14 protein-coding genes and 2 pseudogenes are annotated in these 24,744 nt (G+C 69.3%); 6 read left to right on the plus strand and 10 right to left on the minus strand.

The window, feature by feature from the left end; all coding sequences use genetic code 11:
• Window positions 1-40: 40 nt before the first annotated feature.
• The 3 genes from ACIQU4_RS18485 to ACIQU4_RS18495 are packed head-to-tail and all read right to left on the minus strand — an operon-like array spanning window position 41 to window position 3,925.
• Window positions 41-2,218: a carbamoyltransferase gene (locus ACIQU4_RS18485; protein WP_403731424.1), complete on the minus strand. Its 2,178-nt coding sequence runs from the start codon at window positions 2,216-2,218 to the stop codon at window positions 41-43.
• A 28-nt stretch (window positions 2,219-2,246) separates the two neighbouring features.
• Complete coding sequence (locus ACIQU4_RS18490) at window positions 2,247-3,035, minus strand: TauD/TfdA dioxygenase family protein (protein WP_403731427.1); 789 nt, start codon at window positions 3,033-3,035, stop codon at window positions 2,247-2,249.
• A 29-nt stretch (window positions 3,036-3,064) separates the two neighbouring features.
• Window positions 3,065-3,925, minus strand: coding sequence for a TauD/TfdA dioxygenase family protein (locus ACIQU4_RS18495; RefSeq protein ID WP_403731429.1), 861 nt, complete (start codon window positions 3,923-3,925; stop codon window positions 3,065-3,067).
• A 339-nt stretch (window positions 3,926-4,264) separates the two neighbouring features.
• On the opposite strand from ACIQU4_RS18495, the pseudogene ACIQU4_RS18500 reads away from it, so the two are divergent.
• Window positions 4,265-4,555, plus strand: a pseudogene (locus tag ACIQU4_RS18500) (IS630 family transposase); the annotation flags it as partial.
• Window positions 4,556-5,182: 627 nt separating this feature from the next.
• On the opposite strand, the gene ACIQU4_RS18505 reads toward ACIQU4_RS18500, so the two are convergent.
• The 3 genes and pseudogenes from ACIQU4_RS18505 to ACIQU4_RS18515 form a co-directional block, all read right to left on the minus strand.
• Entirely contained in the window at window positions 5,183-5,719 is a 537-nt protein-coding gene (locus tag ACIQU4_RS18505) for a GNAT family N-acetyltransferase (protein WP_403731432.1), read from the minus strand.
• Between the two features lie 86 nt (window positions 5,720-5,805).
• A pseudogene (locus tag ACIQU4_RS18510) lies at window positions 5,806-5,940 on the minus strand (AAA family ATPase); the annotation flags it as partial.
• Between the two features lie 202 nt (window positions 5,941-6,142).
• A complete protein-coding gene (locus ACIQU4_RS18515) occupies window positions 6,143-6,568 on the minus strand; it encodes a contact-dependent growth inhibition system immunity protein (RefSeq protein ID WP_403731435.1) in 426 nt (141 codons plus the stop codon).
• A gap of 643 nt (window positions 6,569-7,211) precedes the next feature.
• Here ACIQU4_RS18515 and ACIQU4_RS18520 point away from each other — a divergent pair.
• Window positions 7,212-8,462, plus strand: a complete 1,251-nt coding sequence (locus ACIQU4_RS18520; RefSeq protein WP_403731438.1) for an esterase/lipase family protein — start codon at window positions 7,212-7,214, stop codon at window positions 8,460-8,462.
• Between the two features lie 549 nt (window positions 8,463-9,011).
• Here ACIQU4_RS18520 and ACIQU4_RS18525 read toward each other — a convergent pair.
• Window positions 9,012-9,368 (minus strand): hypothetical protein, encoded by a 357-nt coding sequence (locus tag ACIQU4_RS18525; RefSeq protein ID WP_403731441.1) that lies wholly within the window; start codon window positions 9,366-9,368, stop codon window positions 9,012-9,014.
• A 165-nt stretch (window positions 9,369-9,533) separates the two neighbouring features.
• Here ACIQU4_RS18525 and ACIQU4_RS18530 point away from each other — a divergent pair, with 165 nt between their 5' ends.
• From ACIQU4_RS18530 to ACIQU4_RS18540, 3 genes are all read left to right on the plus strand, one after another.
• Entirely contained in the window at window positions 9,534-10,061 is a 528-nt protein-coding gene (locus tag ACIQU4_RS18530; RefSeq protein WP_403731444.1) for a 2'-5' RNA ligase family protein, read from the plus strand.
• Window positions 10,062-10,173: 112 nt separating this feature from the next.
• Window positions 10,174-10,752: a sarcosine oxidase subunit gamma family protein gene (locus tag ACIQU4_RS18535; RefSeq protein ID WP_403731447.1), complete on the plus strand. Its 579-nt coding sequence runs from the start codon at window positions 10,174-10,176 to the stop codon at window positions 10,750-10,752.
• Window positions 10,753-10,901: 149 nt separating this feature from the next.
• Window positions 10,902-13,109, plus strand: coding sequence for a PP2C family protein-serine/threonine phosphatase (locus ACIQU4_RS18540; RefSeq protein ID WP_403731450.1), 2,208 nt, complete (start codon window positions 10,902-10,904; stop codon window positions 13,107-13,109).
• A 216-nt stretch (window positions 13,110-13,325) separates the two neighbouring features.
• Here ACIQU4_RS18540 and ACIQU4_RS18545 read toward each other — a convergent pair whose 3' ends face one another.
• Window positions 13,326-14,828 carry an IPT/TIG domain-containing protein gene (locus tag ACIQU4_RS18545; protein ID WP_403731453.1) on the minus strand — a complete coding sequence of 501 codons (1,503 nt, stop codon included), beginning with the start codon at window positions 14,826-14,828 and terminating at the stop codon, window positions 13,326-13,328.
• 536 nt (window positions 14,829-15,364) lie between these two features.
• Here ACIQU4_RS18545 and ACIQU4_RS18550 point away from each other — a divergent pair.
• Window positions 15,365-16,738 carry an erythromycin esterase family protein gene (locus ACIQU4_RS18550; RefSeq protein ID WP_403731456.1) on the plus strand — a complete coding sequence of 458 codons (1,374 nt, stop codon included), beginning with the start codon at window positions 15,365-15,367 and terminating at the stop codon, window positions 16,736-16,738.
• A 319-nt stretch (window positions 16,739-17,057) separates the two neighbouring features.
• Here the strand turns inward: ACIQU4_RS18550 and ACIQU4_RS18555 are convergent, their stop codons facing one another.
• Together ACIQU4_RS18555 and ACIQU4_RS18560 are read right to left on the minus strand one after the other, a co-directional pair.
• Complete coding sequence (locus tag ACIQU4_RS18555; protein WP_403731459.1) at window positions 17,058-17,480, minus strand: hypothetical protein; 423 nt, start codon at window positions 17,478-17,480, stop codon at window positions 17,058-17,060.
• The gene (locus tag ACIQU4_RS18560; protein ID WP_403731462.1) at window positions 17,462-24,658 is read right to left on the minus strand and encodes a polymorphic toxin-type HINT domain-containing protein; all 7,197 of its coding nucleotides are present in this window, start codon (window positions 24,656-24,658) and stop codon (window positions 17,462-17,464) included. The genes ACIQU4_RS18555 and ACIQU4_RS18560 overlap by 19 nt, the downstream gene beginning before the upstream one ends.
• Window positions 24,659-24,744: the final 86 nt, after the last annotated feature.

Below are 24,744 nucleotides of genomic sequence, written 5' to 3' on the forward strand. Positions count from 1 at the left end.
ATCGGTAGATCCGGGTCCTGGATCGGCTCGTGAGCGGACCTCACGCCTCGGGCGTCCAGAACCGTTGGTACGTGGACGGTATCGCCAGTTCCGGAGTTTCCTCATGGTGGACGTAGAGGGAATCCCGCATGAAATTGACATCGCCGCTGGAGTCGATCCAGTACACGGGGATGCCGGCTTCCTCCATGATGCGCCGCGAAAGAACGGCGAGCGGAGAATAGTAAACTTCCTCCTCGAAGACGCACTTGTCGCCGGGGAAGGGCACGTAGAAGGCCACCGCATCGTACGCGGCCGCGATGTCGCCGGGCTCAAGCGTTGACGCCGATACGATCCTTTCCTGGCCAGCGGACGAAATGGCTTTCGCCACCGCCGAGTCTACGGGTACCGCAACGCGTGCTTGCGGATTGTCCTGCACGATATGGAACAACAGCTCATGCTTGCTGACCGGCAGCTCGCCGGGCACGACCAGGAGTCGTGTCCGCGGCAACTTTCGGATGTTCCACACATAGGGAACGAGAGTCTGCCCCACGAGTGCGTTTGATTTGTCAGTGAACAGCCGGTCTCCGATGACGATCGCATCGAGGTCGGAGTTCACGTAGAACCGGAGTGCCTGCTCGCATGTCTGGATGAGCGGTTCGCCCCGGCCATTCAGCGATGTGTTCAGCAGCAGTCCGATTCCGGTCCGCAGCTTGAACTCCTGCAGCAATCGGTAGAAGAGGGGGTTGCTCTGCTCCGTTACCGTTTGAACGCGCGCGGTGCCGTCGACGTGACCGATCGAGCTGAGGGGCTGGCGCCACTCATCCCTGATGCGGGCGACTGCGGTCATGTACGGCAGGTCACCGTCGGCCTCGAAGTAGGTGCTCACGTCCTCTCGAAGGACCGACGGCGCGAAGGGTCGCCACGACTCCCGGTGCTTGACGCCATTGACCTTGTCTTTGATGCCGGCTGCGAGGGGGTTTGCCAGAATCGAGCGATTCCCAAGGGCCCTCGGCCCAATCTCTGACCTGCCTTGCACCCACCCGACGATATGACCGGCGGTCAGCGTGTCAGCGGCATCCGCGGCGATGTCATCCGACTGCCTGCCACTCACCTGGTAGCTCTTGCTTGCCGCGTCCAGGTTTTCCAGATCGACGCTCTTGCCCCAGTACGCATGCGTCATGTTCCACCGGCGCGGCTGATCGGGTGCGCCGATGTTGTGATACGCGTACAGCGCTCCGCCGAGCGCGGTCCCCGCATCGCTTGCCTGCGGATAGGCGACAACATCGTCGAATCCACTGTCCGCCGAAAGGATTCCGTTGGTGACCGAGTTGAGGCCTACGCCGCCCGCGAGGAGGAGGGTCTTCGCGCCGGTTTCCCGCTTCAGGAATCTCGCCTGCCTCAGCATGATCTCTTCGCATATCGCCTGGACGGCCGCCGCAACGTCCCGGTGCGTCTGCGTTACTTCCTCGCCGTCCTGCCGACCCGGCCCGACCAGTTGCGGCAGGATGATGCGCCCGATCTCTGTCGACGCGTACCGCAACGCTCCAGGGCGAAGGGCCGGGAGGTACTGGAACTGACCCTCATCGTCGAACTGAATGAACGTGTCCAACTGCCGCCTGAAGCGTTGAGGGTCACCGTAGGCCGCAAGTGCCATCGTCTTCCCCTCCTCGCCGTACCCCCACCCGAGCCAGATGGTGACACCTTGATAGAGGTGCCCGAGCGAGTGCGGGTGCGGAGTGGTCCTGAGGATGGAGATGCGGCCATTACGACCGTGCGCGAGCATCGCGGTCTCCGCCTCGCCGCCGCCGTCGACACTGAGGATGGCCGCGTCATCGCTCGGTCCCGAATAGTAGACGCCGGCCACATGGCACAGATGGTGGCGAATATTGACGATCCGGTCAGCCGGAAAGCCTCCCTCGCGCAGCAGCAGGTCCCACGACGGAAGATGCCAGTCGAGAAAGCGATGTACATCACCAGTTTTATCGGGAGTCATGTACCCCGAGATCAGCGACTTGCGCTTCTCCAACTCACCGGGGTGCATGCAGTTTGTCACGAGGTCCACGTCGGCAGGTGATATCGAGTGCTCCGCGAGCCCTTCGAACAGCACCGAAAGATCTGTGGACGTGGCGCGCTTGACCCGATTGAAGCGCTCTACCTCATAGACGAAGAGGGGCTCTCCATCCCGGATGAGGGCGAAACACGCGTCATGCTGGCCGGGCTTGGTTCCCAGAACAATCACTTGCACCCACCTTTTATCGAAGGAAGAGCTAGGTGAAAGACCGCGGAATGTCGCCCGCAGTGGTCGTACGATGCATGACCCGGGTCAGCGCAGCGGTGAAGTCCGATCGGTGCAGGGCTCTGGCGTTGTCCCAGACCACCACGTCACCGGGCGCCCACTGATGGCGGTACACGAACTGGTCCTGGGTGGCGTGCGCGATCAGGTCCGCCCCGGTAAGTTCCACGGGGAATCCGGCACCGGACTCGATTCGAGAAAGACAGAGGTCGTTCACGAAGAGAACCGGAGCTCCGGTATCGGGGTGCGCCCTGATGACCGGGTGACGGACCGGCGTATGTGTGGAACTGCCTGCCAGCGCAGCGGGGTTGTTGTGAGCCTCGGCCCGCTTGGCCGCAATGCGGTCGTAGGTATGCACGCCCATCGCGCCGGCCAGCACGTCTCGCCACTGTGGGGGCATGGTTTCGTACGCGGTCCGCGAGTCCGCGTACAAGGTGTCGCCGCCTGACGGCGGCAGCGTGACCGCCCTCAGCATGGTGTACCTGATGGGCCGGCGCAAAAACGAGCCATCGGTGTGCCAGACATTGTTTCCGACCACCGGCGTGTCACCGGAGTTGTCCACGACGAAGAGTTCGGGATGGTCGGGGTGCCTGTTGTGCGTATCCGGGTCCACCTGTGGTTCACCAAGGCCGCGCGTCAATTCGACCTGCTGAGCGGGAGTCAGCTCCATCCCCCGCAGAACAACCAATGCGAACGTCCGCAACAACGTCAGCAGCGCATCGGGATCGTATCGCCGGTCGTCATCGGCCGGGAGTTCCGCCACAAAGCCAGGGGAATCCGATGGGGCCGTCATCAGCGGGTTCCGTCCGGCACGTACGCGTCGGCCGGGACAGGCGGGAGGCTTGCCGTGGTGCTGCGGTGCAGGACGCGCGGCAGCTCCCACAGCCGCATGTCCGCCTTGTGCAGCACCCTGGCGTTGTCCCAGATCACGACGTCCCCCACCTGCCAGCGATGACGGTAGACGAACCTGTCGTCGGTGGCATGCGCGTGGAGCTTGTCCAGCGGAATGGGAAGGGAGGTGCCCTGCTCGGTTTCGATGCGGTCAAGGCACAGGTCACTCAGATACAGCGCGGGAGTACCGGTTTCCGGGTGGGCGCGCACCGCAGGATGGCGTACCGGAGGATAAAGGTCCTCATAACCCTCCTCGATGGGCTTGCGGTGGATCTCGGAGCGCAGGCGGGCAATCTTGTCGTAGGAATGCACACCGACCGCGCCGGAGAGCGCTTCCTTCCAGGATTCCGGGGACTGCGCATAGGCCTCCACCATGTCGGCGAACAGGGTGTCCCCGCCCTGCGGCGGAACAACCTCCGCCCGCAGCATCGTGTAGCGCGTCGGTTCGGGCAAGAAGGATCGGTCCGAGTGCCAGCACCGGTTTCCGACCACGGGGGTGGCGCCCGAATTGCTGACCACCAAGATGTCCTGGCTTTCGGGGTGGTGATTGCGCATGTCCGTTACCACCTCGGGTGTCCCGAGCAGCCGGGTCAATGCCACCTGTTCTGCCGGGACCAGTTCCAGACCTCTGATCACGACGACCGAGTAGGTGATGAGCGCCTTCTTTATGGCGTCTCCGTCGCGACCGGCCAGCAATGTACCGGTCCGCCCGGTGACTTCCACGACAAATTCTTCGTGGAGGGCGGTGAATTCCAGTGACACATTCGCTCCTTACGCCGTTGGTCGAACCAATGTCGTAGCGAGACCAGTTATCGTGACGAACTGGCAAAAGCAGCGAAGCTTATTGGTCAGCCCATGTCAACGGCCCCTCTGTTGCGCGGGCAGTTCCTGGCCAAGGCCCGCCTCGCCGGATTGGCGAGGTCTTCGGCGCGCCGATAGCCCCGGGCACGGTCGCGTCCCTGGCCACCAGGCAGCGCGCGCCCTGGGCGAGTTCACCGAGCGGGCGCGCGCGGATCACGGACGCGCCGGTCGCCGGGTGCGACGAGACCGGATCCATGAGGGTCGAGGGCACGCCATTGTGGCCGCATCCAGCCCGGACTACTTCGCCGCTGGGAGGAGAAGAACAAGGTCGAGTTGTGCTTCACACCGACCTACGCCTCCTGGGCCAACCCGATCGAAGCCCACTTCGGACCGCTGAGGCAGTTCACCATCGCCAATTCGAATCACCCGAACCACACCGTCCAGACCCGGGCCCTGCACGCCTACCTGCGGTGGCGCAACGCAAACGCCCGTCACCGCGACGTCCTGGCCGCCGAACGCAAGGAGCGCGCCCGCATCCGCAGCGAGAAGGGCATCCGCTGGGGCGGACGCCCTCTCAAAACCGCAGGCTGACAAACCCGGCGAACCAATGCGGTCACAGCACTGGGCGGTTGAGAACACTGGCGGAGCGCACTCGGCTGCTGCAGCCTCGGCCGGTTGACTTCACCGCCGTTCGCTGGTGAAGGGGCGGCCCGACCGGAGCCGCGCGCCCCATGGCACCGGCCACGGTGCGTCAACCTGGAGGTACGGGGTCGGGCCTCGCCTCTCTGCGCGGCGTGCAAGGCCCTGCGGCAGGCGCAGTACGGCGGCTGAGCGGTGTCCGAACTCCCGCCCGACCTGCCGCGCCTGCGCACCGTGGTGACCTACCTACGCGCCAAGCTCGTCCACGCCGAGCGGGCACTGAACACAGCGGAAGAGGGCGTGGCTGCGTAGGTGAGATGTGGGTTCTGGCATCGATTCCGTGAAAGATCTTGCCGGTCTCGCGCCAGCCAGCGGAACGAGTCGCACGACCAGCAGCGATCGGGAGTCGTACGAGCCCCGGGCAGCCAGCCCCATGATCCCTCACGGAATGTGTGCCAGAGCCGAGTTCGGGCAGCACTTGTTGATCAAAGAGTCGGAAAATGTCAGCGAGAACCGACACCGGTGTCGCAGGGGTGAGTCCTGTGCCGCGTGGCCGGACGGCCCTCGCGGAAGGGCCCGTCACATCGGGAGGGAGAACAGACGCACTGGCTCTGAAGGCCAATGCGCATCGTCGCGCAGGGGCGTCACCATGGTCCGCAGCGGCATGGTCACCAGCCGGTTTTCGGGTTGTTCGACAAGTACGTCCTTGTCGAGGGGGTGCCATCCGAGGCGCTGGTACAGCGGCACGAGGGGAGGCCTGCAGAACAGGAGCGCGTGCTGAGGACCCATCGTACGAGCGTGATCAAGTGCCGCTGTGACCACACGCCGGGCCAACCCCTGGCCCTGCATGTCGGGTGCCACGGCCACTCCACCGAGGCCCACTGTCTCTGTCCCGACGTCGCCGATCGCAACAGGCAGCCGTAGGAGGCCGGCGTGTGCCACGAGCCGGCCGCCGTGTCTGATACCGAAGTGTTCTTCTTTGGGCAGCCAGGTCAAACCGGCCGCGGCAACACCGAAGGGATCATCGCCGTCGCCGAGGATCTCGTCCTGGTCTGTCTTCGTGTACCGAGGGAGCCGCACTACAGCCGGTGCCGGAAAGGATTGATTCTCAGACATCCCCACATGATGATCTCTCCCCGAGGACTGGCCAAGTGATCGATCAGCCGATCGACGGGAGAGGGCCGGGTGCGAGGCCGGCGGCCGGAGTCTTGTGCTGCGGCCCGGGCTTGGGTGATGGCGAGACGGCAGGACTCGGTGCCGGTCTGGATGAGGCGGCCGCCGAAGGCCAGCCGGTCGATGATGGCCGCGCAGAGCCGAGGATCGGTGAAGGTCTTGGTCAGCACCTTCTGAGCGGCACGGAACGGCTCCTTCCTGTAGGGACAGCGAGCACGCGCACACGCCAGTGGGCCAAGGATGGTGTCCGGCCGCACGACAGAGCGCTGTGTCCGCCCGTATGAGTGGACGCAGGCGAGCGGGGGTGGACCAATGAACCACCACGAGTCCGGGGCGGAGCCTGGGCATCCTTCGCCCGCGCCTTCATCAGCGAGGCGATTCGGTCTGCGTGACGAATCGGGTGAGTTCCTCGGCGGCGCCGCGGGGCAGGCCTGCGACGACGTCCTGCGGCAGTGCCGTGATCACGGCACGCAGCCGCGCGGCGAGGTCGGGCAGCAGGGACCAGGCAGAAGCGGGGACGTTGACGGTGGCAAGCAGGAGGTCGCCCTCGTAGAAGTGGGCGTCGAGCAGCGGCTCCTCAAGCAGCAGGCGCACGGCGAGCGGAAGGACGTACGCCAGCGCCACTTGCTGCGAGATGAGGGTTCGCAGATCTGCCGGACCGAGTTCGCCCAGCGGAATGCGCCGCAGCTCATGGACCTTGCGGACCAGATGGGTCGCGTCGCCGGCGGGAGGCTCCCAGCGGGGTGGGTCCAGCTCGTCGAGCGGGCGGTCGAGGTGCAGCAGACGGTCCATGGTTCATTCTCACCCGGGCTGCCAGAGACTCTCCGGCTCGGGTCAGCGGGCCAGTTCGGACTGGTGCCACGGCAGAGCGTTGACAGGGACACCATGCGGCCGGCCGCGCGCAGCCGGCCGTCCCGGTCGTCGCGGCCGAGGACGAACAGTCCCGGGCGGGCGAGGGTCCCATGATGGCCAAGACCCTTCCTCGCGAGCACTCCGGCGGACTTGTCATGCGAGAACCACAACCGAACATCCCGCGAGGTGGCGGCTGGCCAGGGGCTTACCCGCTTACTCAGGATCCCTTGTGCACACCCGGTCACTGACCGCCGTGCGCATCGCGGTCATCTTCTTCTGGTCGATGCACACGGCTGACCAGAATCACGGTACGCCCGTAGTGCCGGGGGGCGCTCGAAGCCGTCTCTCAGCCGGATTTCGCGCCCGGCCGAATGCTCCCGGGCCTCGGACCCGCATCATCGTTTCTTCCCTGTCAGCCCTGTGACCTGCACGGAAAGGGCGTCGGGTCGAAAGAGTGACGTGTTCTGGATTCGCTGGTAGCGGGATCCGAGCCTCGCAATCATAGGTTCCGCTTTCGCCCTGAAAGCGGCGGCCTCACGGGTGACGCAGCCCGGCCGCACCACGAGAGGGAGGAACTGGATTCATGTCCATGCCTGTTGTGAGCATCTGGGACAACGCCATGCCGGGCGCGCAGCCCGCGTACCCGAGGACTTCCGCGTGGGACGCCACGTGGCCACTCGAAGGGGGAACCGCCTGGGTGTTCTACAGCACGCCCGGCCAGAGCCGGGTCAGGAAGCCGGTGATCCTCTCCGACGGCTTCTCCGGCGGGAAGAGCGATCCAGACGCCCTGTGGAACGCCCTGGAGAACGGCGAGTACCCCTTCGTCTCCTCGCTGCGGGAGGCCGGCTTCGACCTGGTTCTCCTCGGCTTCGACGAGCGGTCCGCGTCCATCCTCGACAACGCCGGCGTGGCGATCCAGTGCATCAAGAAGGCGATCGACGACCGCGAAGGGACCGCCAAGCTGACGGTCGGCGGTTTCAGTATGGGTGGGCTGGTCACGCGTTACGCCCTCGCGAAGATGCAGCACGACGGTGACGACCACGAGACCTCGACCTATCTCTCCTACGACACCCCTCACTGCGGCGCCTGGCTGCCCATCGCGGTACAGGCGTTCGCGCACTGGGTGAAGGACAACTGGGGCTCGATCCCGGGGTTCGGCGAACTCCTCGGCAGCTTCTCCGTGCTGGTCAACAGCCCAGCCGCCCGAGAACTGCTGCGCTGGCACATCGGTACCGTCGGCGCCGAGGCCCGCCAGGACCGGGCCCGCACCGACTTCCTCGCCGAACTCGAACGGGTCGGCGGCTGGCCGGAGGGCGTACGCCGGCTCGGTGTCGGAAACGGGACGGGCACCGGCGCCGGAAACAACATCCCGGCCGGCGTGACGGCGATGCGGACCACCGGTCAGGAGCTGACGGGCACCCGTCTGGACACGCAGAACACGGGAGAACAGGTCGTCGCCATCCTGAAGAAGGCCGGAGCCACCGAGATCCAGATCACCACCAGCGGCCTGCCCGACATCGACGGCGCTCCGGGCGGCCTGTTCCCCGAGGCGCACAACCTCCCGGGCCACCCCGGAAACTTCGGAACCGCCGCCTTTCTGGCCGGGCTTCTCGAAGGTGAGCCGGCCGAACTCACCTACAACACGAGCACGTTCGTCCCGAGCGTCAGCGCAGTGGCGGCCGGCGAAATCGACGACCACGACACGCTTTACAGCAAGATCGACGCCGCCGACAGCGAACTCGACGCCTTCATGTGCGCCAGTGACAACGAGGGACACACAGTGATGACCGAGGAACTCGGCGAGTGGATCCTGACCAAGCTCCAGGGCGAATAACCCACTGCCACGACGATGACCGGATCCCGGTCCTTGCACGACCGAGGGGACCCGGGATCCGGTCACCGAGCCGTCCAGCCGCCGTCACAGCCACGCGGCCGTGCGCCAGTCCGGCGAGTGCAAGGGAGCGACTGTGCCCCGTCTGCACCCTTCGCTGCAACCAGCACCGATCCGGTCAAGTGGTCAGGCCGGCGCTGCAACGCCTCGAACGACAACCAGCTCTCTTCGGCGTCCCAGACGACCAGTTCGCCATCGAGGACCAGGCCCGTACGGCAACAGCTCGGTGGCCGAGCTCCACGCCGTCCTCCTCGCCGCCTGACGGATACGTCACCGTCCGCCCGGCCCCTACCCGGCCCGCGAGGACCTCCCCCGCCGCGGCCGCGGCGGACCACAAGCAGCCCGCCGGCCCGCCGCCCGCGCGGCCGGGACTGCCCCTGTCCCGCCAGTCCGAGCCACCCACCGCCCCCGAAGACGACCACTCGCCCGCCCATCGGGGTGAGGCCCCAACGGGCCTCGACCCTTCTCGCTGCCGCATGCATCGCGAGGATGTCACCGCGCACGCGCGGGTGTCGGCCGTCCTGCCGGGCCAACGTCGCCGTGCCGCGCGGCGATCCACCGGCAGGCCTGATCATCACCGTGGCCGGCGATCCCGGCGGCGACCAGGGTGGCGGCGACCGGCTCCGCGAGCGCCATCCGCCCGAGGTCGCGGGCCGGGAACGGCAGATCCGGGTCCCAACCGCCGACGAGGTGAGGGGCGACGTGCTCGTCGCGCTCCCCCGGACCGAAGGGGTAGGCGAGGAGATCGGCGGTCGACGAACCGCTGGCCGCCTTCTTCGGAATCACGAGCTGGGGCCCCTCCCGCATCACCGCGCACGTCGCCGCATCCAACGGGCCGGCGCCGCCCACGCCCCCTCCACCACGCCCGCGGCAAGCTCGCCAGGCGGGCCGGCGCGCGTCCTCCGGCCTGACGGTCCGTGACACCACGTCACCCAGCTTGGGCCAGACCCCAACCACCCCGCACTCCCCGTCTGACAGTGTCGGGTCTCGTAGCCGGCCTGCGATGATGGTGGCGTGCCAGAGCCAGGGACCACTGCCGTCGTCATTGTTCTGCCCGATGCCGCCCCGCTCCTGGATGCGGCGTGGCGTATCGACCCGGCTCTGGTGCGTCGTGGGGTGCCGGCGCATGTCTCGCTCCTCTACCCGTTCGTGCCGGAACCGGCACTGACAGGTCAGGACGAGAAGGGCGTGCGTTCCCTGGCGGCGAGTTTTCCGGCAGCTGATCTGCTCTTGGAGGAGCTCGTGACGGCGTCCGGCTTCGTCGGCGTCACCGTTCCCGAACTCCAACCGATCGTCGATGCCTTCCACGCCCAATGGCCCGGGTTGCGCCCGTACAGCGGCCGCTTCGGGGCACGGCCCGCCGCCCATGTCACGGTCGCCATGGGTGCAGACAACCCGAAAGCTGCCGCCCATGTCCGCGCTGCGATCGACAGCCTGCTGCCGCTGCGCACCCGTGCGGCCGCGGTCCAGCTGGTGGTGCTGACGGAGGAAGGCTGGCGGCCGCGGTTCACCGCACCGCTCGGCGGCCCGGACGGACGGTGAACACCACCCCTCGCCGCGACCACTGTCAGAGGCCAGCAGGGGCCCGGTGACCTGGTTGGCGCCATCACCGCCGGCGCGGCCTTCTTCGCCGTGTCGTTCACGGTGATGGGCAATGGCGGACCGGCGAGCAGGGCTGGCCACACCGAGCCCTCGTCCACGGCCGGTCGGCCGACGGCGAGGCGCAGACCCGCGGCAGCGCGGGGAGATCGACGGCGGGGCGGCACTGCCGCTGTCCCGCCTGCCCGCGCCTCCTCCCGGCCAGTCCCGCCACGACACCGGCCCACGCGCCCGACACAACACGCTCGCGGGCGGCGCCGAGTTCGCAGCGCTGTGGCTGGGCCCGACCGGAACCCGCACGCACCTCGAAGCCCGGCTGCGCGAGGCCGTCGGGGACCGGCACGCCGCCGACGACGTCTCCGCGCAGCGCACCACCCCGCTCATCGACGGGGTCCGGGCCGCCGAGCTCCTCGCGCACGGCTGCTCCCTCGATCTGCACCCCCGATCTTTCGGCGCCTGGCGCTGCGGCCAGACGACACCGGCCCCGGCGCAGGTCGTGCTGGTGCGCGATGAACCCCGGCCCCGGTTCGGGTTCCGGGTGCTGGTGCGCTCCTCGTTCGCCGGCTACCCCGCCGACTGGCCTTCGACTCCGCCACCATCAAGATCACCGACGGACGCTTCAACGACGCCCTGAACGCCTCGAAGCCCCTGTCCCCTTCGACCCCCATACGTGACACCCGGTAACCGTCCGCTCGCACACGGCCGGAGGCGGGCGGACGCCGCGGGCTCGCCGGGGCGGGCCGGTGCCGACGCGCGGGCGGCGTGTGGGGGGACCATGGACGGGTGCGAAACCTTCCAGGGCGTGACCAGGGGGCCGAACCCGCCGAGGGCGCCGAACCCGCCGAGGGCGCCGATCAGCGGGCGCTCGGCGAGGCCCTGGTCCGGGCTTGCGCGGCCGCGGGGGCGTCCGTCGGCATGCTCTACCTGCCCGACCCCGCCCGGCGCGTCCTGCACCTGGCGATGACCCTCGGACTTGCCCGTGAGTTCGCGCTGCCCTGGTCCCGGGTCGTCGTGGACGATTCCATCCCGGTGGCCGACGCGGTCCGCGACGGGCGGTTCGTCTGGCTGGGCGGCCAGGAGGAGACGGCCCGGCGCTACCCGCGCCTCGGCCTCGTCCTGCCGTACGACTTCGCCCTCGCCGCCGCCCCGCTCGTCCCCGACCCGGCACCCGAGGCGGCGGAGCCCACCGGGGCCGGTCTCGTCCTCCTGTGGCCCGGCTCCCACGCGCCCCACCTGACCGACCGGGAACGCGACGCCGTGGACTCGGCCTGCGGCCGTCTCGCGAACCACCTGCGCCGGGCCGCCGACGCCGGACACCCCGTCCGTCCGCCGGCACAGCCGGTCATGCTGCGCCCGCTTCCCCCTCCCACGCCCGGACCGGTCGAGGCGGCCGCCGCCATGGCCTTCATCCGCCGGCTGCCCGGAGGCAGCTGCGCACTCGATCTGAACGGCACGATCACCTTCATCACCACCGAGGCGGCCGAGCTGCTGGGCGCACCCGTCTCCCGCCTCCGCGGCGCCCTGCCCTGGGAAGCGCTGCCCTGGATGGACACCCCCGTCATCGAGGACCACTACCGGGCCGCGGCGATCAGCCGGCTGCCGCGCAGCTTCACCGCCGCGCCCCCGATCGGCCGCTACCTGCGCTTCGACCTCTACCCGGACGACACCGGGATCAGTGTCCGCATCACCCCGGTCGCCGCCGACGAGTCCGTCCCGCCGACCGCCCCGCCGACAGCCGTCCCCGCGGAGCCCTCACCCAGCCGAGCCACCGCCCTCTACCAGCTCATGCACCTGGCGGCCGCCCTCACGGAAGCCGTCCACGCCCGCGACGTCGTCGACCAGGCTGCCGACCTACTCGTCCCCGCTCTCGGCGCCCAGGCCCTGGCCCTTCTGGTGGCCGAGGAGCAGCGCCTGCGCATCGTCGGCTTCCGCGGCTACACGGCCGAGCTCATGGCCCGCTACGACGGCATCCCGCTCGGCGTCCACACGGCCAGCACCCATGGCCTGCGCACGGGCGAGCCGCTGTTCTTCGCGGACGCGGGCGAGCTCGCGGCCGCCTTCCCGGCCGTCGTCATCGGGGACGACATGGCGGCGTGGACCTTCCTGCCGCTCATCGCGTCCGGCCGGCCCATCGGCACCCTCATCCTGGCCTACGCGCGTCCCCATACGTTCGTCCCCGGTGAACGGGCGATCCTGATCTCCCTCGCCGGACTCATCGCCCAGGCCCTGGACCGCGCCCGCCTCTACGACGCCACCCACCAGCTCGCCCACAGCCTGCAGACCGGCCTGCTGCCGCGCGTCCTGCCCCGCGTCCCGCACCTCGAAGTAGCCGCCCGCTACCTGCCGGCGGCTCACGGGTTCGACATCGGCGGTGACTTCTACGACCTCATCCGGATCGACGACACCACCGTCGCGGCCGCCGTCGGCGACGTCCAGGGCCACAACGTGAACGCCGCCGCCCTCATGGGCCAGGTCCGCACGGCCGTCCACGCCTCCGCCGGCGAGCCCCCGGCGGAGGTCCTCGCCCGTGCCAACCGGCTCCTGACCGACCTCGAACCCGGACTGTTCACCAGCTGCGTGTACGCCCACATCGACCTCTCGGCCCGCACCGCCCACCTGGCCACGGCCGGCCACCCGCCCCCGCTGCTGCGCCACGCCGGCGGCCCGGCGAAGATGCTCCACCTGCCGCCCGGGCTGCTCCTCGGCATCGACCCGGACGCCTCGTACACGGCCGTCGAGATCCCATTCCGGCCGGGCACCCTGCTCACCTTGTACACCGACGGGCTGGTCGAGGTTCCGGGCGAGGATCTGGAGGATGGCATCGCGGCCGTCGCCGCCCGCATCACCGCAACCCACGAACGCCACCCGGTGAGCACGCTGGCGGACGACCTCATCGGCCGAGCCCGCGGCGGAGCCCCCCGTACCGACGACATCGCCCTGCTCCTGCTGCGCTTCGCCCAGGAGGGGCGGCACCCGTTCTGTGGAGGGTGAGCGCCGGCGCGCCGCTGTTCCGGCGGGCGGCCGTCGAGGGGATCGGCACGGCGGGGATGGTCGCGGTGGTGGTCGGCTCCGGCGCATCGGCCGCCACCACGGGAGGTGGCCCGACGTCGTCCTGGTCGAACGCCGCAGCGCCGCCATCGGCTGAGGCGCCACCGCTGATCGACCCGGGCCCGCCGCCCGGGAGGCGGTTCAGGGGCGGGATCCGGTTCAGGGCTGGGGCCACTCCAGGTAGGTGAACTCGTCCGCCGGGCTCGCGGGCGAGGAGTAGCTGTTCGAGAGGACGGTGATGTTGACGGTCGCGGGCTTGCCGATGGCGATGGTCGGCTTGGGCACCGTGACGAGCAGTTGCTCGGGGGCGTAGTCGACGAGCTCGGCGAGGTTGTCGCCGAAGTAGACCTGGGCGTCCGAGGTGAAGTAGACGCCGTTGACCTGGACTTGGTCGCCGGCCCGGCCGCTGTCCGGGCTGATGCCGGTGACCAGCACGGCGGCGGGGCCGCCGTAGGCGAACTGGCCGCGCGGAACGGCCGGGGAGGTGCCCAGACCACTGGTGACCCGGATGTCGACCACGCCGACGCCCTCGGGTGCCCAGGCGATCATCACGTCGTCGCGGAAGACGTAATTCCTGGTGCTCGACACCGTGCCGAAGTCGACCACGACCCCCTGCTCGAACCCGCTGCCGACGATCTCGACGGGGGCGCCGGCCGTGCCGACGGGGGTGACGATGGTCACCACCGGACCCGACTGCACGTCAGGCGCGCCGAGGAGGCCCAGGTAGGTGGAGTTGGCGTGCTGGAAGGCCACCTGGCCCATGAAGTCCTGGGTCGACTGCTTCACCACGTTCGGGTCGACGGGGTCGTAGGTGTTGTTCAGCTGGTCGACCTTGCCCGGCTGGACGTAGATGTTGGGACCGGGGAGCCCGGCGAGCGTCGCGATGACGGCTTTGACGTCATCGTCCGCCGCCGGGCCCGGAGGACTCGGGTACCACTGGTGAGCCGCCACAAGGTTGTTCCAGGCCTGCGGCACCAGGTCGTACATGTTGTAGTGGCGCTCGTTCGCCTGCCATTCCAGGGAGTCGACGTAGGCGGCGAACTCCTCTCCGCCGGCGGTGGGGGCGGCGAAGGTGTGCAGCTCGAAGTTCGGCCGCCCGCCGGGCCAGGTGAGCGTCTGCAGGTACGGGGCGACCATGGTCGCGATACAGCCGCCCAGGCTGTGGCCGGTCACGTAGACCGTCGGGTTCGGCTGCGCCTGCCCCAGGGCCGTTCCGAGCGCCTGCGCCAGGCTGACACCCGCCGTGCTCATGGTGACGACCTGGGTGAACGCCTTCATCGCCCCCTTGGAGACCGGGACCGGGGACGGCATCCCGACGAGGTTGAACGGGACCACCGTGCCGACGTCGAGGTCCTCCAGCAGATCGGGCACGTTGCCGACGCTGCCGCGGATCACCACGGCGAACGAGTTCGAGCCGTCGGTGTTCTTGGCGAGGTAGGCCATGTTGGCGTTGCCCGGACTCACCGCGAGCCAGCAGAGGACCCAGGTGCCCTGGGTCGCGAGCGAGGCGTCGGCCAGTTGCCGGTTGATGCCGAGGATGATCCGGGTGCTCTGCTCCGCGAGGGTCTCGCCCGAGGGGCGCGGGGTGGCGCCGGTCGCCGCGATCGCGGAGAGCGTCATGGTCACCTGTGGGACGGTCGGCTGATTCGCATCGGTCGCCATGCTCGCTCCTCTGGGATCACCCGGTCCGCGGCCGGAGCAGGCTCGCGTCCAACCTACTTTTCGCCGGTGAGACCCGACGGGAGGCGGGTCCCGGGTTCACGCGATTGGGGCAGCAGCCCCTGAGGAGGGTTGTGCCCGTCCGGCGGGGAGGCTCCGATGGTCCGCTGTTCCGGCCGGCAATCGGCGAGCACGAAGGGTGCCGGCGACGGCTGGCCTCGTCGACCATCGACGACGCGGTCCACATCCGCGCGGTGCGCTTGCGTGTCCACTCGCGCGCCGGTGACCCGGGCCGGGCGTACGCCACGGAGGGTGAGGGCACGCACCCGGTGGGGGTCAGCCGGGCAGGTGCGGCAGTGGAGCATTTCCAGCGGGGGGTGAGGAGGTCCACGACGATCCGCTGTCACGCATCGTGCGAGTGTCCAAGGGGGGATATCCCCCGGTCAAACCCGGAGGAAGCCCCCAGCGCGGCCCGCTCCTACCCCAGGTCATGATCGTTTCACCGCCCAGGGGAACAAGAACGAGCCGAGGAGTTCAGCATGACCGCGCACCACCGAACGATCGGCCGACGGAGGCTGCTCGCCGCGACGGCCGGGCTCGCGGCCACGGCCCTGCTGGCCCCCACGGCCTCCGCCACCACCACACCCACCCCGCCCGCCACTCCGGCGGCGAAAGGCGGGCAGGCCGAGGCGCTCCGCGCGCTGGAGCGCGCCGCCCACCCCCTGCGCTCGACGGAACCGGGCGGCAACACCACTGACCTACGCGCGCTGGACGCCATGATCGGCGACGCCAAGGTGGTCGGACTGGGCGAAGCCACCCACGGCTCGCACGAGTTCTTCGCCATGAAGCAACGCGTCTTCAGTCACCTCGTCGAGGAGAAGGGCTTCACCACCTTCGGCTTGGAGATGAGCTGGACGGCCGGCCTGCTGATCGACGAGTACCTCCAGGGCGGCCCCGGCGACGCCCGGCGGATCGCCAAGGAGACGCTGACCGGATCGCCCTGGGAACGCGAGGAGTTCGTCAGCCTCATCGCCTGGATGCGGCGCTACAACGACCGCCACCCCGGCCGCAAGGTCCACTTCATGGGCAACGACATCGGAGCGCCCAAGCTCGGCGACGCGGTCTTCGACCGGGTGCTCTCGTACGTCCGCACGAGCCACCCCCAGAACGTCGCACGCCTTGAGCAGCTGTACGCGGGCCTGCGCCCCCTCGACGACGTCTTCGCCTACCTGAGCAAGCCCGTCGCCGAACGTCGCCTCAACGCCTCCACCGCCCAGCAGGCGTTCGACCTGGTCACCGCGGACAAGGGGGCCGGCGGCGACGCCTACGAATGGGCCGAGCAGCACGCCCGCAGCATCGCCCAGACCTTCGAGTTCACCTCGCTCGACCTGTCCGACCCCGCGTCGGTGTCCGCCGCGGAGCACCTCCGCGACCGGGTCATGGCCGACAACACCGCCTGGTGGCACCGCCGAACCGGCGACAAGATACTGCTCTCGGCGCACAACGGCCACGTGGGCTACCTGGCCACCGACCCGGTGATGTACCCCACGACCCAGGGCGCCTTCCTGCGCGAGAACCTCGGCCGGGACTACGCCGCCATCGGTTTCACCTTCGGCCGCGGCTCGTTCCTCACCGCGACCACCCTCGGCAGCCCTTGGAACGAGGTCACCGTCCCCGCGGCCACCCCCGACATGCAGGAGTACACCCTGGACCGGGTGCACCACCGCGACTACTACCTCGACCTGCGCGCCCTGCCCGCCGCGGGCCGCACCTGGCTGAACACCCCCCGCCCCACCTACGAGGCCGGCTCGTCCTTCAAGAAGGACCCGCTCCCCACCCTCGCCATCACCCGGGCCTACGACATCCTCATCCACCTCAACCAGATCCACGCAGCCACGAACATCGCCCCATGACCGGGTGATGCCAGCCGAGCCGCCCCGCTCCAAGGCCGGGAAATACGGGCTCCGGGTGCCCGAAGGCGCCACCGGCCTTGAGTCCGTCCTGGTCGGAGGGGGCGGCAGCAGCTCCCTCCATCACGAGGGCGGGGCCGGTGGGCCACTGCAGGTGCTGGAAAGGAAGGCGGGACGAGCTCGGTCGAGCGCCGACTCGCTCGCGCTCGCCGTGTCTTCGCACACGAAGGGACGCCGGGCCGGTGGGGTCGCGGCCGCCCGGACAACGGAAAGGCCCTGCCGCGGCGGTGAAGCCGCGGCAGGGCCCTGCGTGTTCCGTCGGTCAGGACGGGGTGGACTCCCCGTCGAAGGCGAGGACCAGGGGGTCCGATTCCTCCGACAGGTAGGCGTGTCCCGGATACTCCAGGTGGAGATGGTCGGACGGGTCCGCCTCCTCGGCGAAGCCCTCGATGTTGGCGGCGAGGTAGGCCAGGGCTTCCGGCCCGCCCCGCACTTCAAGGGTCTCTCCGTCCGCGAGGACGGAAATCACCGCTTCGGCCTCCGTCTGCCCGAAGGCGACGCGCGATAGCGACCGGCTGTAGGGGGCCGGGTCGGCCACGTGGGAGAGGGCCGTCCCGCCGAGACCCGCGCGCAGCTGCCGCCCGAAGGCGTACAGCTCGGCGCGGGATCCCGAGAGCTCCAGCTCCCCGGTCGCGTCACTCACCAGGACGTACAGCATGATCTCCCCTATGTTCCCTTCGGCCACCAGTCACCCGGCCGGATCGTAGCCGGATCGATCTGTGTGTGCGGGTCCGCGAGCGGACCCTTCTTGATCGTGTCACCGTTGATCTGGGTTTCCAGGTTGAGGTGCGGCTTGAGCTTCTGGACGTGCCCGCTCTCCGGGTTCACGTCGAAGCGGGCGATCTTCTTGACGAGGTTGCCGCCCTCGTCGGTGTGTTCGGCCATGAACTGCACACCACCGCTGCCGGACCGCACGATCCGCACCGGACCGTTGCCGCTGACGTGCGCGATGGCGCGGTCGATGGCCTCCTCCATCGAGATGCCGCAGTTGTGGACGAAGACCGGGGTCTGACCCGCCACCACGTAGTACGTGTGGTGGCTGGCCACGGTGAGGTTGTGGACCCGCTTCTGCTGGGTCCAGGACTTCACCTGGGTGACCTGGACCCAGGTGCCCGAGGAGGTCTGGAGCCAGGAGCCGGCCTTCAGCTCGGCGGCAGTGATCCACTCCTTCAGGGTCGGGACCCAGAACGGGTGGCCGTCGGTCGCCGTGATGGTCTCCGACGCGTCGCCCCGGTCGCCATCGGTGTCGATGGTGACTTCCACCAGGTTCTTCCGGCCCTCGCCCACGATCTTGGCGACGACCGGCTCAGCCGTGGTGGTGCCGGTCCGGGCGTCCGTGGAGACGACCTCGTCGCCGATCTGGACGTCCTCGATCGCCTTGGTCGAGCCGTCGGCCAGCAGCACCTGGGTGCCGGGCACGAAGCTGTTGCAGGTCTCGCCCTGCTCGGCCTTCTTGGCGGCTCCGCCGTGACCGCCGCCGTCGCCCTTCGCCTTCTCCTTGTTGTCGGCCTTCTTGGGCTCCTCGGCCTTCTTGGCCTTGCCGCCCCTGTCGGCCTTCTTGGCCTTGGCCGCGGCATCCTTGGCCTGCCGCGCCGCGGTCGCCGCGGCCTCGTCGGCCTTCTTTGCCGCTGCGGCCGCGGCCTCTTGCGCGGCTCTTCTCGCCGCGGCCGCTTCCTCCTCCAGTTTTCGGGCCCGTTCGGCCGCTTCCTCGATCTGCCTCTTCCACTCGGCCAGGTCCTCGGCGTACTTCGCCATGGCCTGTTCGTAACGCTGGACCCGGGAGATGATGTCCCGCGCGAGCCTCAGCTTCCCCATCCAGCTGTTGAAAGCGTCCCAGGCCCGGTCCAGCGCCTTGATTATCCGCTTGGCCTTGCCCGCGAAGGGCAGCGCCGCCTCGAAGGCGAGGCCCGCACAGGCACCCCAGTCGCCGCCCAGGCAGGACCGGATGTCGTTGTATCCGGACACGTCCTTCAGGATGCTCACCGCGACGTCGAGGGCCACGTCGAGCGCGCTGCGGCCGTTGGCCCAGTTCGCCCAGGCCGCTTCGGCGTCCGAGAAGTCCTTGATGGGCATGACCGGCGGGGCGATGGACTTGCCGGTCGGGTCGGGGAAGGTCACCGGCGAGTTGTTCGCGTAGGCGTAGGGCGCCATCTGCTTGGGCTCGTTGAAGTCGACCACGGGGTCGACCGACAAGAACCGTCCGGTTGCCGGGTCGTACTCGCGCGCACCCACGTGGACCAGGCCCGTGGACTCGTCCAGCTCCCCGCCGATGAAGCCCTTCTTGCCGGGCCAGACCGACGGGACCTCGCCGCGTGCCTCGCCGAAGGGGGTGAACTTGCGGCGGGTGACCGCCTGCGTGGCGGCGTCCACGGCCGTGGTGGCCGTGCCGTTGTTGTCGCTGAGCAGGTACGAGGTCGACGTCACGCCGTCCTTGACGGTCTTGACCATCGTCGGGCCGGCGGGGTGGGCGTAGTACCGGTTGCTCTCGAACTTGCCGGCCTTGGTCAGCTTCACCTCGGTGCCGGGCAGGTAGAGCGTGGTGCCCGACGGATCCCGCTTGATGAGCCTGCTGCCCGCGGTGTCGTAGACGAACTCGGTCGTCTGCGAGCCCTCGGTGACCTTCGCTAGGTGCCCCTCGATGTCCCATTCCAGGTTCTGGGTGTTGCCCTGGACGGTCCGCGAGCGGGTGTTGCCGATCTCGTCGTAGGTGTAGGACTCGGTCCGCGAGCCACCGGGACCGGCGGTGTCGACCTTCGCGAGGCGGTTGGCCCCGTACGTGCCCGGGGTGCCGTGACCGTAGGTGCGGATGACGTCCTTGGTCAGGTCACCGGTGGGAGAGTGCCGGGTCTCCTTCGTCCGGTTGCCGGCCGCGTCGAAGCCGTAGGACGACCAGTACGGGTTGGGTCCGCCCACCTTGGGGGTGGAGCCCGGGCCCGCCGCGCCAGGCTGGGCAGCGCAGTCGTCGGTCGCCGTCCAGGCGTCCGACATGCGGCGCATGTAGTCGTAGGCGAAGCACTGCGTGTCGGTGGTCGCGGAGGCCTCCGGGCCCTCCTTGTCGGCGATCTTCAGGATGTTGCCGACCGTGTCGTACTCGTACGACGTGTCGTTGATCCGGCCCGGCGCCTTCTCCCGGTCGTTGACCGAGCGGGTCAGCCGCCGGGTCTGCTCGTCGAAGAAGTTGCTGGTGTACAGCTGCGAGCCGGCCGGGCCCGCCTGCGTGCGCAGGACGTCGCCCATGGGCGAGTAGTCGATCTTGGAGACGAACGACTTGCCCGCGACGCCCATGGTGGTGGGCAGTTCGTAGCGGTTGTACGTCATCGTGACGCGCTCGGCGGGCAGTCCGCCGGCCGCGGGCAGCTGCGACCACGCCGTCAGGCCGGTGTTGGGCCGGTAGCCGACCGAGGATTCGTACGTGCCCGCCAGGCCGCCCTCGGACTGCGGGATCGTCACCGACGTACCGGTGGGCCGGTACTCGGTGTCGTATCCGGTGACCGACGTGGTGTACGCGCTGCCGTTGACGTACCGGGTCGAGGACACGGCGAGTCCGAGGGCACCGGGGAGGGTGTCGTAGACCATCTCCGTGAGCTTGGGACCGCTGAGCGAGCCCTCGTGCGTGGCCGTGGTGCGGCCCAGGGCGTCATAGGCGAAGGCGATCGTCTTGCCCCGGGCGTCGGTGATCGACTCCAGGCGGTCGCCCTTGCCGTACGCCTTGGTCGCGACGCCCTTCTCGGGGTCGGAGACGCGGGTCTCGCGGCCGCGGATGTCGTACTCGAAGGACCAGGTGTCCCCGGCCTCGTTGACGACGCTCTGGAGCTGGCCCCGGCGGTCATAGGCGTACCGGGTCGTGTCGTACGGGCCGGTCGGCGAGTCCGAGCGGAAGAAGCGCAGCTCGGTCTTGCGGCCCTGGCCGTCGAGGAAGGCCTGGGTCGGGGTCTCGCCCTTCGGCGGGTCGACCGTGATCGAGTCGCCGCCGTAGCGGCTGGTCGTGCGGGAGGTCTCCTCGCCGAACTTCCGGGAGATCTGCGCGACCGAGCGGCCCGACCCGTCGTACTGGGTCAGGGTCGAGGCCGGCACCTGGTTGTCCTTGGGCTCCCACTGGGCGCCGGACGGAGCACCGGCGGTGTAGTAGGCGCCGTTGGACTTCCAGACCTGGCCGAGGCTGTTGTAGAAGGTGTCGGCGATGATCCGACCGCCTCCGAGGGCCTCCATCTGGGTCTGGCGGATGCGCAGGCTGCTGTCGAAGATCTCGTAGCTGCTGCGGTACGTACCGTCGTCGAGCAGGCTCTTGGTCGAGATGACCACCGGCCCGTCGGTGCGGACGTCGTAGCCGAACTCCGCGTCCGGGGACTTGGTGTCGGGGTTGCGGTCCGGGGACCAGGCCTTGCTCACGCGGCCGAGGCCGTCGTACTGCATCACGGTGCGGCGGCCGTTGGTGTCCGCCTTGGCCAGGATGGAGCCGCGTCCGCGGTCGGTCTCCAAGGTCTGGGTGTGGCCCAGCGGGTTGGTGCTGACCGTCTTGGTGACGATCTGGTCGGCGGCCGGCGTGTAGTCGACCTTCGTGACCTTGCCGAACGCGTCGGTGGTCGTCTTCGGACGGCCGTAGGCGTCGAAGGTGACCGATCCGTCCGTCACGTAGACCGGCTGACCGCCCGCGTACCCGGACAGGGACTCGGTGCGGGTGACGTTGCCGACGGCGTCGTAGTAGACGCGCGCGTCGGACATGACGTCCTCGGGGCGCTTCACGTCGGTGGCGTCACAGGCCTTGCCGAGGGACTCGATTCGCTTCTGGCGGCCGATGATCCACAGGGATTCGTCCGACTCGTACTCGAAGCGGGTGCAGCTGTCGTCCTTCGGGTCGGCGACGTCGCCGAGATCCGAGACGGTCTTCGGCAGACCGCGGTCGTCGAAGACCGTGTCCTGCGCGGTACGGCGCCAGCCGCGGTCGTCCGACAGGAGGATGCGGGAGGCCACCTTGGCCGTGCCCCGGACGTAGGCCTCCATCGGCTCGATGCCCTCGCGGGCCCGGGAGGCGGTGGGTCCGTGCAGCCACGGCATGTACGTGGTCGCCGCTTCCAGCCGGCCGCCCTCGCCGTCGTACGCGAGCACCTCGCGGGTCTGGCCCGCGAAGAGGCGGTGGTCGGCGACCTCGTTGCCCTCGGAGTCCTTGACCTTGACCGACTTCTTGCCGCCCGAGGGGGCGGCGCGATCGCCGTCGAGGCCGCGGAAGAACAGGCTCTCCGTCATGGCCCGCTTGTCGGGGGCCTCGCCGATCAGGGTGCGGACGCGCTCGTAGCCGCGCCACTGCGACCACGTGCGGGTGTTCGCCCGCATCGCCTCGGTCTCGTCGTCGTACGCCCACGCGGGCGCGCCCAGGTACTGGTACTGGGTGACGCGCGTCGGCGAGTTGCCGTTGCGGTCCTCTTCGGAGACCGTGTCGACGACGTGCTTGTGGAACCAGTCGGTGGTGTAGAGCTTTTTCTCGCGCTTGGGGTCGTTCGGGTCCGGTATCTCGTTGATCACCGGGTAGCAGCGCAGGGTGTTCGACTCGTGGGAGGCGGGCAGGACCTTGGGGTCCGAGGCCCGGCACTCCGGGTCGCGGTAGGTCACGTTGACGGTCGACCCGGTCTCGGTGTCGATCGCCATGATGCGGTAGCGCAGGTAGGGCGGCTTGCCGTCGCCCATGCCGTCCACGCGGTTCGGGAGCTGCTTGCCGCGGAAGTTGACCGCCGGGAGGGTGATCTCCTGGCCGTTGCGGCCCGTGTGCTGGATGGCGGAGAGCCACAGCGGGTAGTCGGTGCCGTCACCGGTCTGCGGGAAGTCCTGGGTCAGCTTCCAGGTGTCCACCGGCTGGTGGGCGGTGCCGTTCCAGACCTTGGTGGTGATCTCGGTGAGGCGCTTGCGGGAGAAGAAGGTCGGCGTGAAGCGGGCCTTGCACTCCTCGCCCGCCCCGCAGAGCTGGTCGCCGGGGGTGTCCGGCCACATCTTGGCGATGTTCCAGTCGACCTCGGGCTTGAGCTTGCCCTCGGCGCAGTCGAAGTCCTTCGTCTTCAGGCAGCGCTCGGCGACGGTGAAGTCGACCTGGGCGGGCGCCGGGGCGAAGAGGTTGTCCTTGCGCAGGCCGTAGGAGACGTGGTCGAGCCAGCCGGCGCGGTCGTAGGCGCGGTTGGTGGAACCACCGGCGATCTTGTAGTTCGACCCGTAGTGGTTGACCTCCTTGTTGTACCAGTAGGTCATCGCGTTGCCGCGGGGGTCGACGACGTAGTCCAGGTTCCAGCGGTAGGCCTGGTCGCAGACGGAGCCCGCGAAGTCACCGGATTTGAAGCAGTCCTCGCCGGGGTGGTTGCCGTAGACGGGGACGAGCAGGGCCGAGTTGGTGACCGGCTTGCCCGGGGTCCAGCCCGGGACCTTGTTCAGGCCGAAGTGGAACTGGATGCCCTGGGCGGTGGTGACGCGCCAGTGCTCGCCCTTCTTGTCGCCGTTGTCGGCGCCGGTCAGGAGCTCGACGCGCGAGCCGTCGTCCTGGGCCGGACGCCAGACGCCCGTCTTGTCGTCCCGTACGAGCTGCGTGGAGCCGCCGTTGAGGGACATGGTGACGGCCGAGACGGCGTGGCAGAGGTCGCCGGTGTCGTCCTTCGGGTTGTTGAAGCCAGAACCCTCCTTCTTGTCCTGGCTGCACGGCAGGAACGAGCGCTCGATGAAGTTCGAGCCCAGGTCCCATCCGTCGCCGACCCAGGAGGTCTGCTGCGAGGACGCGGAGGTGCGGCCGTCGATCTGCGCACTGGAGTAGCCGAGCGCCAGCGACGGGCTGGGGCCGCCGAGGGAGGCGGGGATCTCCAGCGGGTACGACCAGGAGAAGTCACCGGCGGAGCCGCCGGCCTGCCAGGTGCCCGTCGCGCTGAGCGAGGTGGCCTTGAAAGTGCCGTTCGCGCCGTCGGCGCTCGGCGCGGCGGCGAGCACCATCGGTGCGGCGCCGGCGGCCGAGGCCAGCATCATCGGCCGGGCGACCGACGGGGACGCCGACTTGGCGAAGGACCCGACGGCCGGGGCCGGGGCCGAGGCCGCGCGGGCAGGGGCCTCGACGGTCGCCGTGAGCGTGCCCGTCTGCGCGTCGTTCCGCGTGGTGACGGGAGTGCCGTTTCGGCACTCCGGCCGCTCCGGGGTGGTCAGCGCGCAGCCGGGCAGGGCCGTGAAGCGCAGGCGCGAACCCCAGCTGCCGCCGTAGGCGTTCTTGAAGGCGTTGTAGTCGAGCTCCACCGACACCGGGGCGTCCCCGGTGCGGGCATCGGTCCGCTGCACGGTGAGGAGCAGGCCGTTCGGTACGCCGGCCCGGTCGGCCTGGGCGCGGTCGTGCAGGTCGACCCGGACCTTGACGTCGTCCTGGGCCGGGGCACCGGGCGCGGGGGCGGCGAAGGCCCGCGGGCCCTCGGGCGCGCTGGTGGTCTGCGGCTGCGCCGTCCCTCCGGCGGCGAGCCGTACCGGCAGCGCCCCGGCCTGCACCTTGGGTGCGGCCGGAGCTTCGGGGCCGCCCGCCGCGGGCGCGGCGAGCATCCCGGCGCGGGAGGCGGTGGGGGCGGAGGCCGCGGGGACCTGGACCTCGGCGGAGCCTGCTGCGGGCCAGGCGACCTTGGGGGCGCCGGTCCACTTGTTCCGCTGGGATTCCGCAGGGCCGGGGGCGGGTTTGCCGGTGACCGGCCTGCCCCCGACCTTGGTCAGTTTCTGCAGCTCCGGCTTGGCCGCGGCAGCGGCCGTCGCGGGCGGTGCGCTGAGTCCTGTGACGAGCAGGCTGACGGCAAGGGCTGGTATCGACCAGCCGAGCGAGCGTCTGCGCCGTCTGCCCTTACCGTACGAATTATGATTTGGCAAAGTGGATTCCGTGAAAGGTCACGCGTGGAAGCAATCTACACGCTGTTTCGACAAGGACCCAAAAAGTAACAGCGAGGAGTGCGTCA

The sequence above is a fragment of the Streptomyces sp. NPDC090741 genome, from assembly GCF_044769045.1.
Classification (GTDB): Bacteria; Actinomycetota; Actinomycetes; order Streptomycetales; family Streptomycetaceae; genus Streptomyces.

Bases quoted from the DNA above. Each gene is read 5' to 3' on its own strand.
- ACIQU4_RS18505 (WP_403731432.1), bottom strand. From the start codon at position 5,719: ATGTCTGAGAATCAATCCTTTCCGGCACCGGCTGTAGTGCGGCTCCCT.
- ACIQU4_RS18515 (WP_403731435.1), bottom strand. From the start codon at position 6,568: ATGGACCGTCTGCTGCACCTCGACCGCCCGCTCGACGAGCTGGACCCA.
- ACIQU4_RS18520 (WP_403731438.1), top strand. From the start codon at position 7,212: ATGTCCATGCCTGTTGTGAGCATCTGGGACAACGCCATGCCGGGCGCG.
- ACIQU4_RS18535 (WP_403731447.1), top strand. From the start codon at position 10,174: ATGGCGGACCGGCGAGCAGGGCTGGCCACACCGAGCCCTCGTCCACGG.
- ACIQU4_RS18545 (WP_403731453.1), bottom strand. From the start codon at position 14,828: ATGGCGACCGATGCGAATCAGCCGACCGTCCCACAGGTGACCATGACG.
- ACIQU4_RS18550 (WP_403731456.1), top strand. From the start codon at position 15,365: ATGACCGCGCACCACCGAACGATCGGCCGACGGAGGCTGCTCGCCGCG.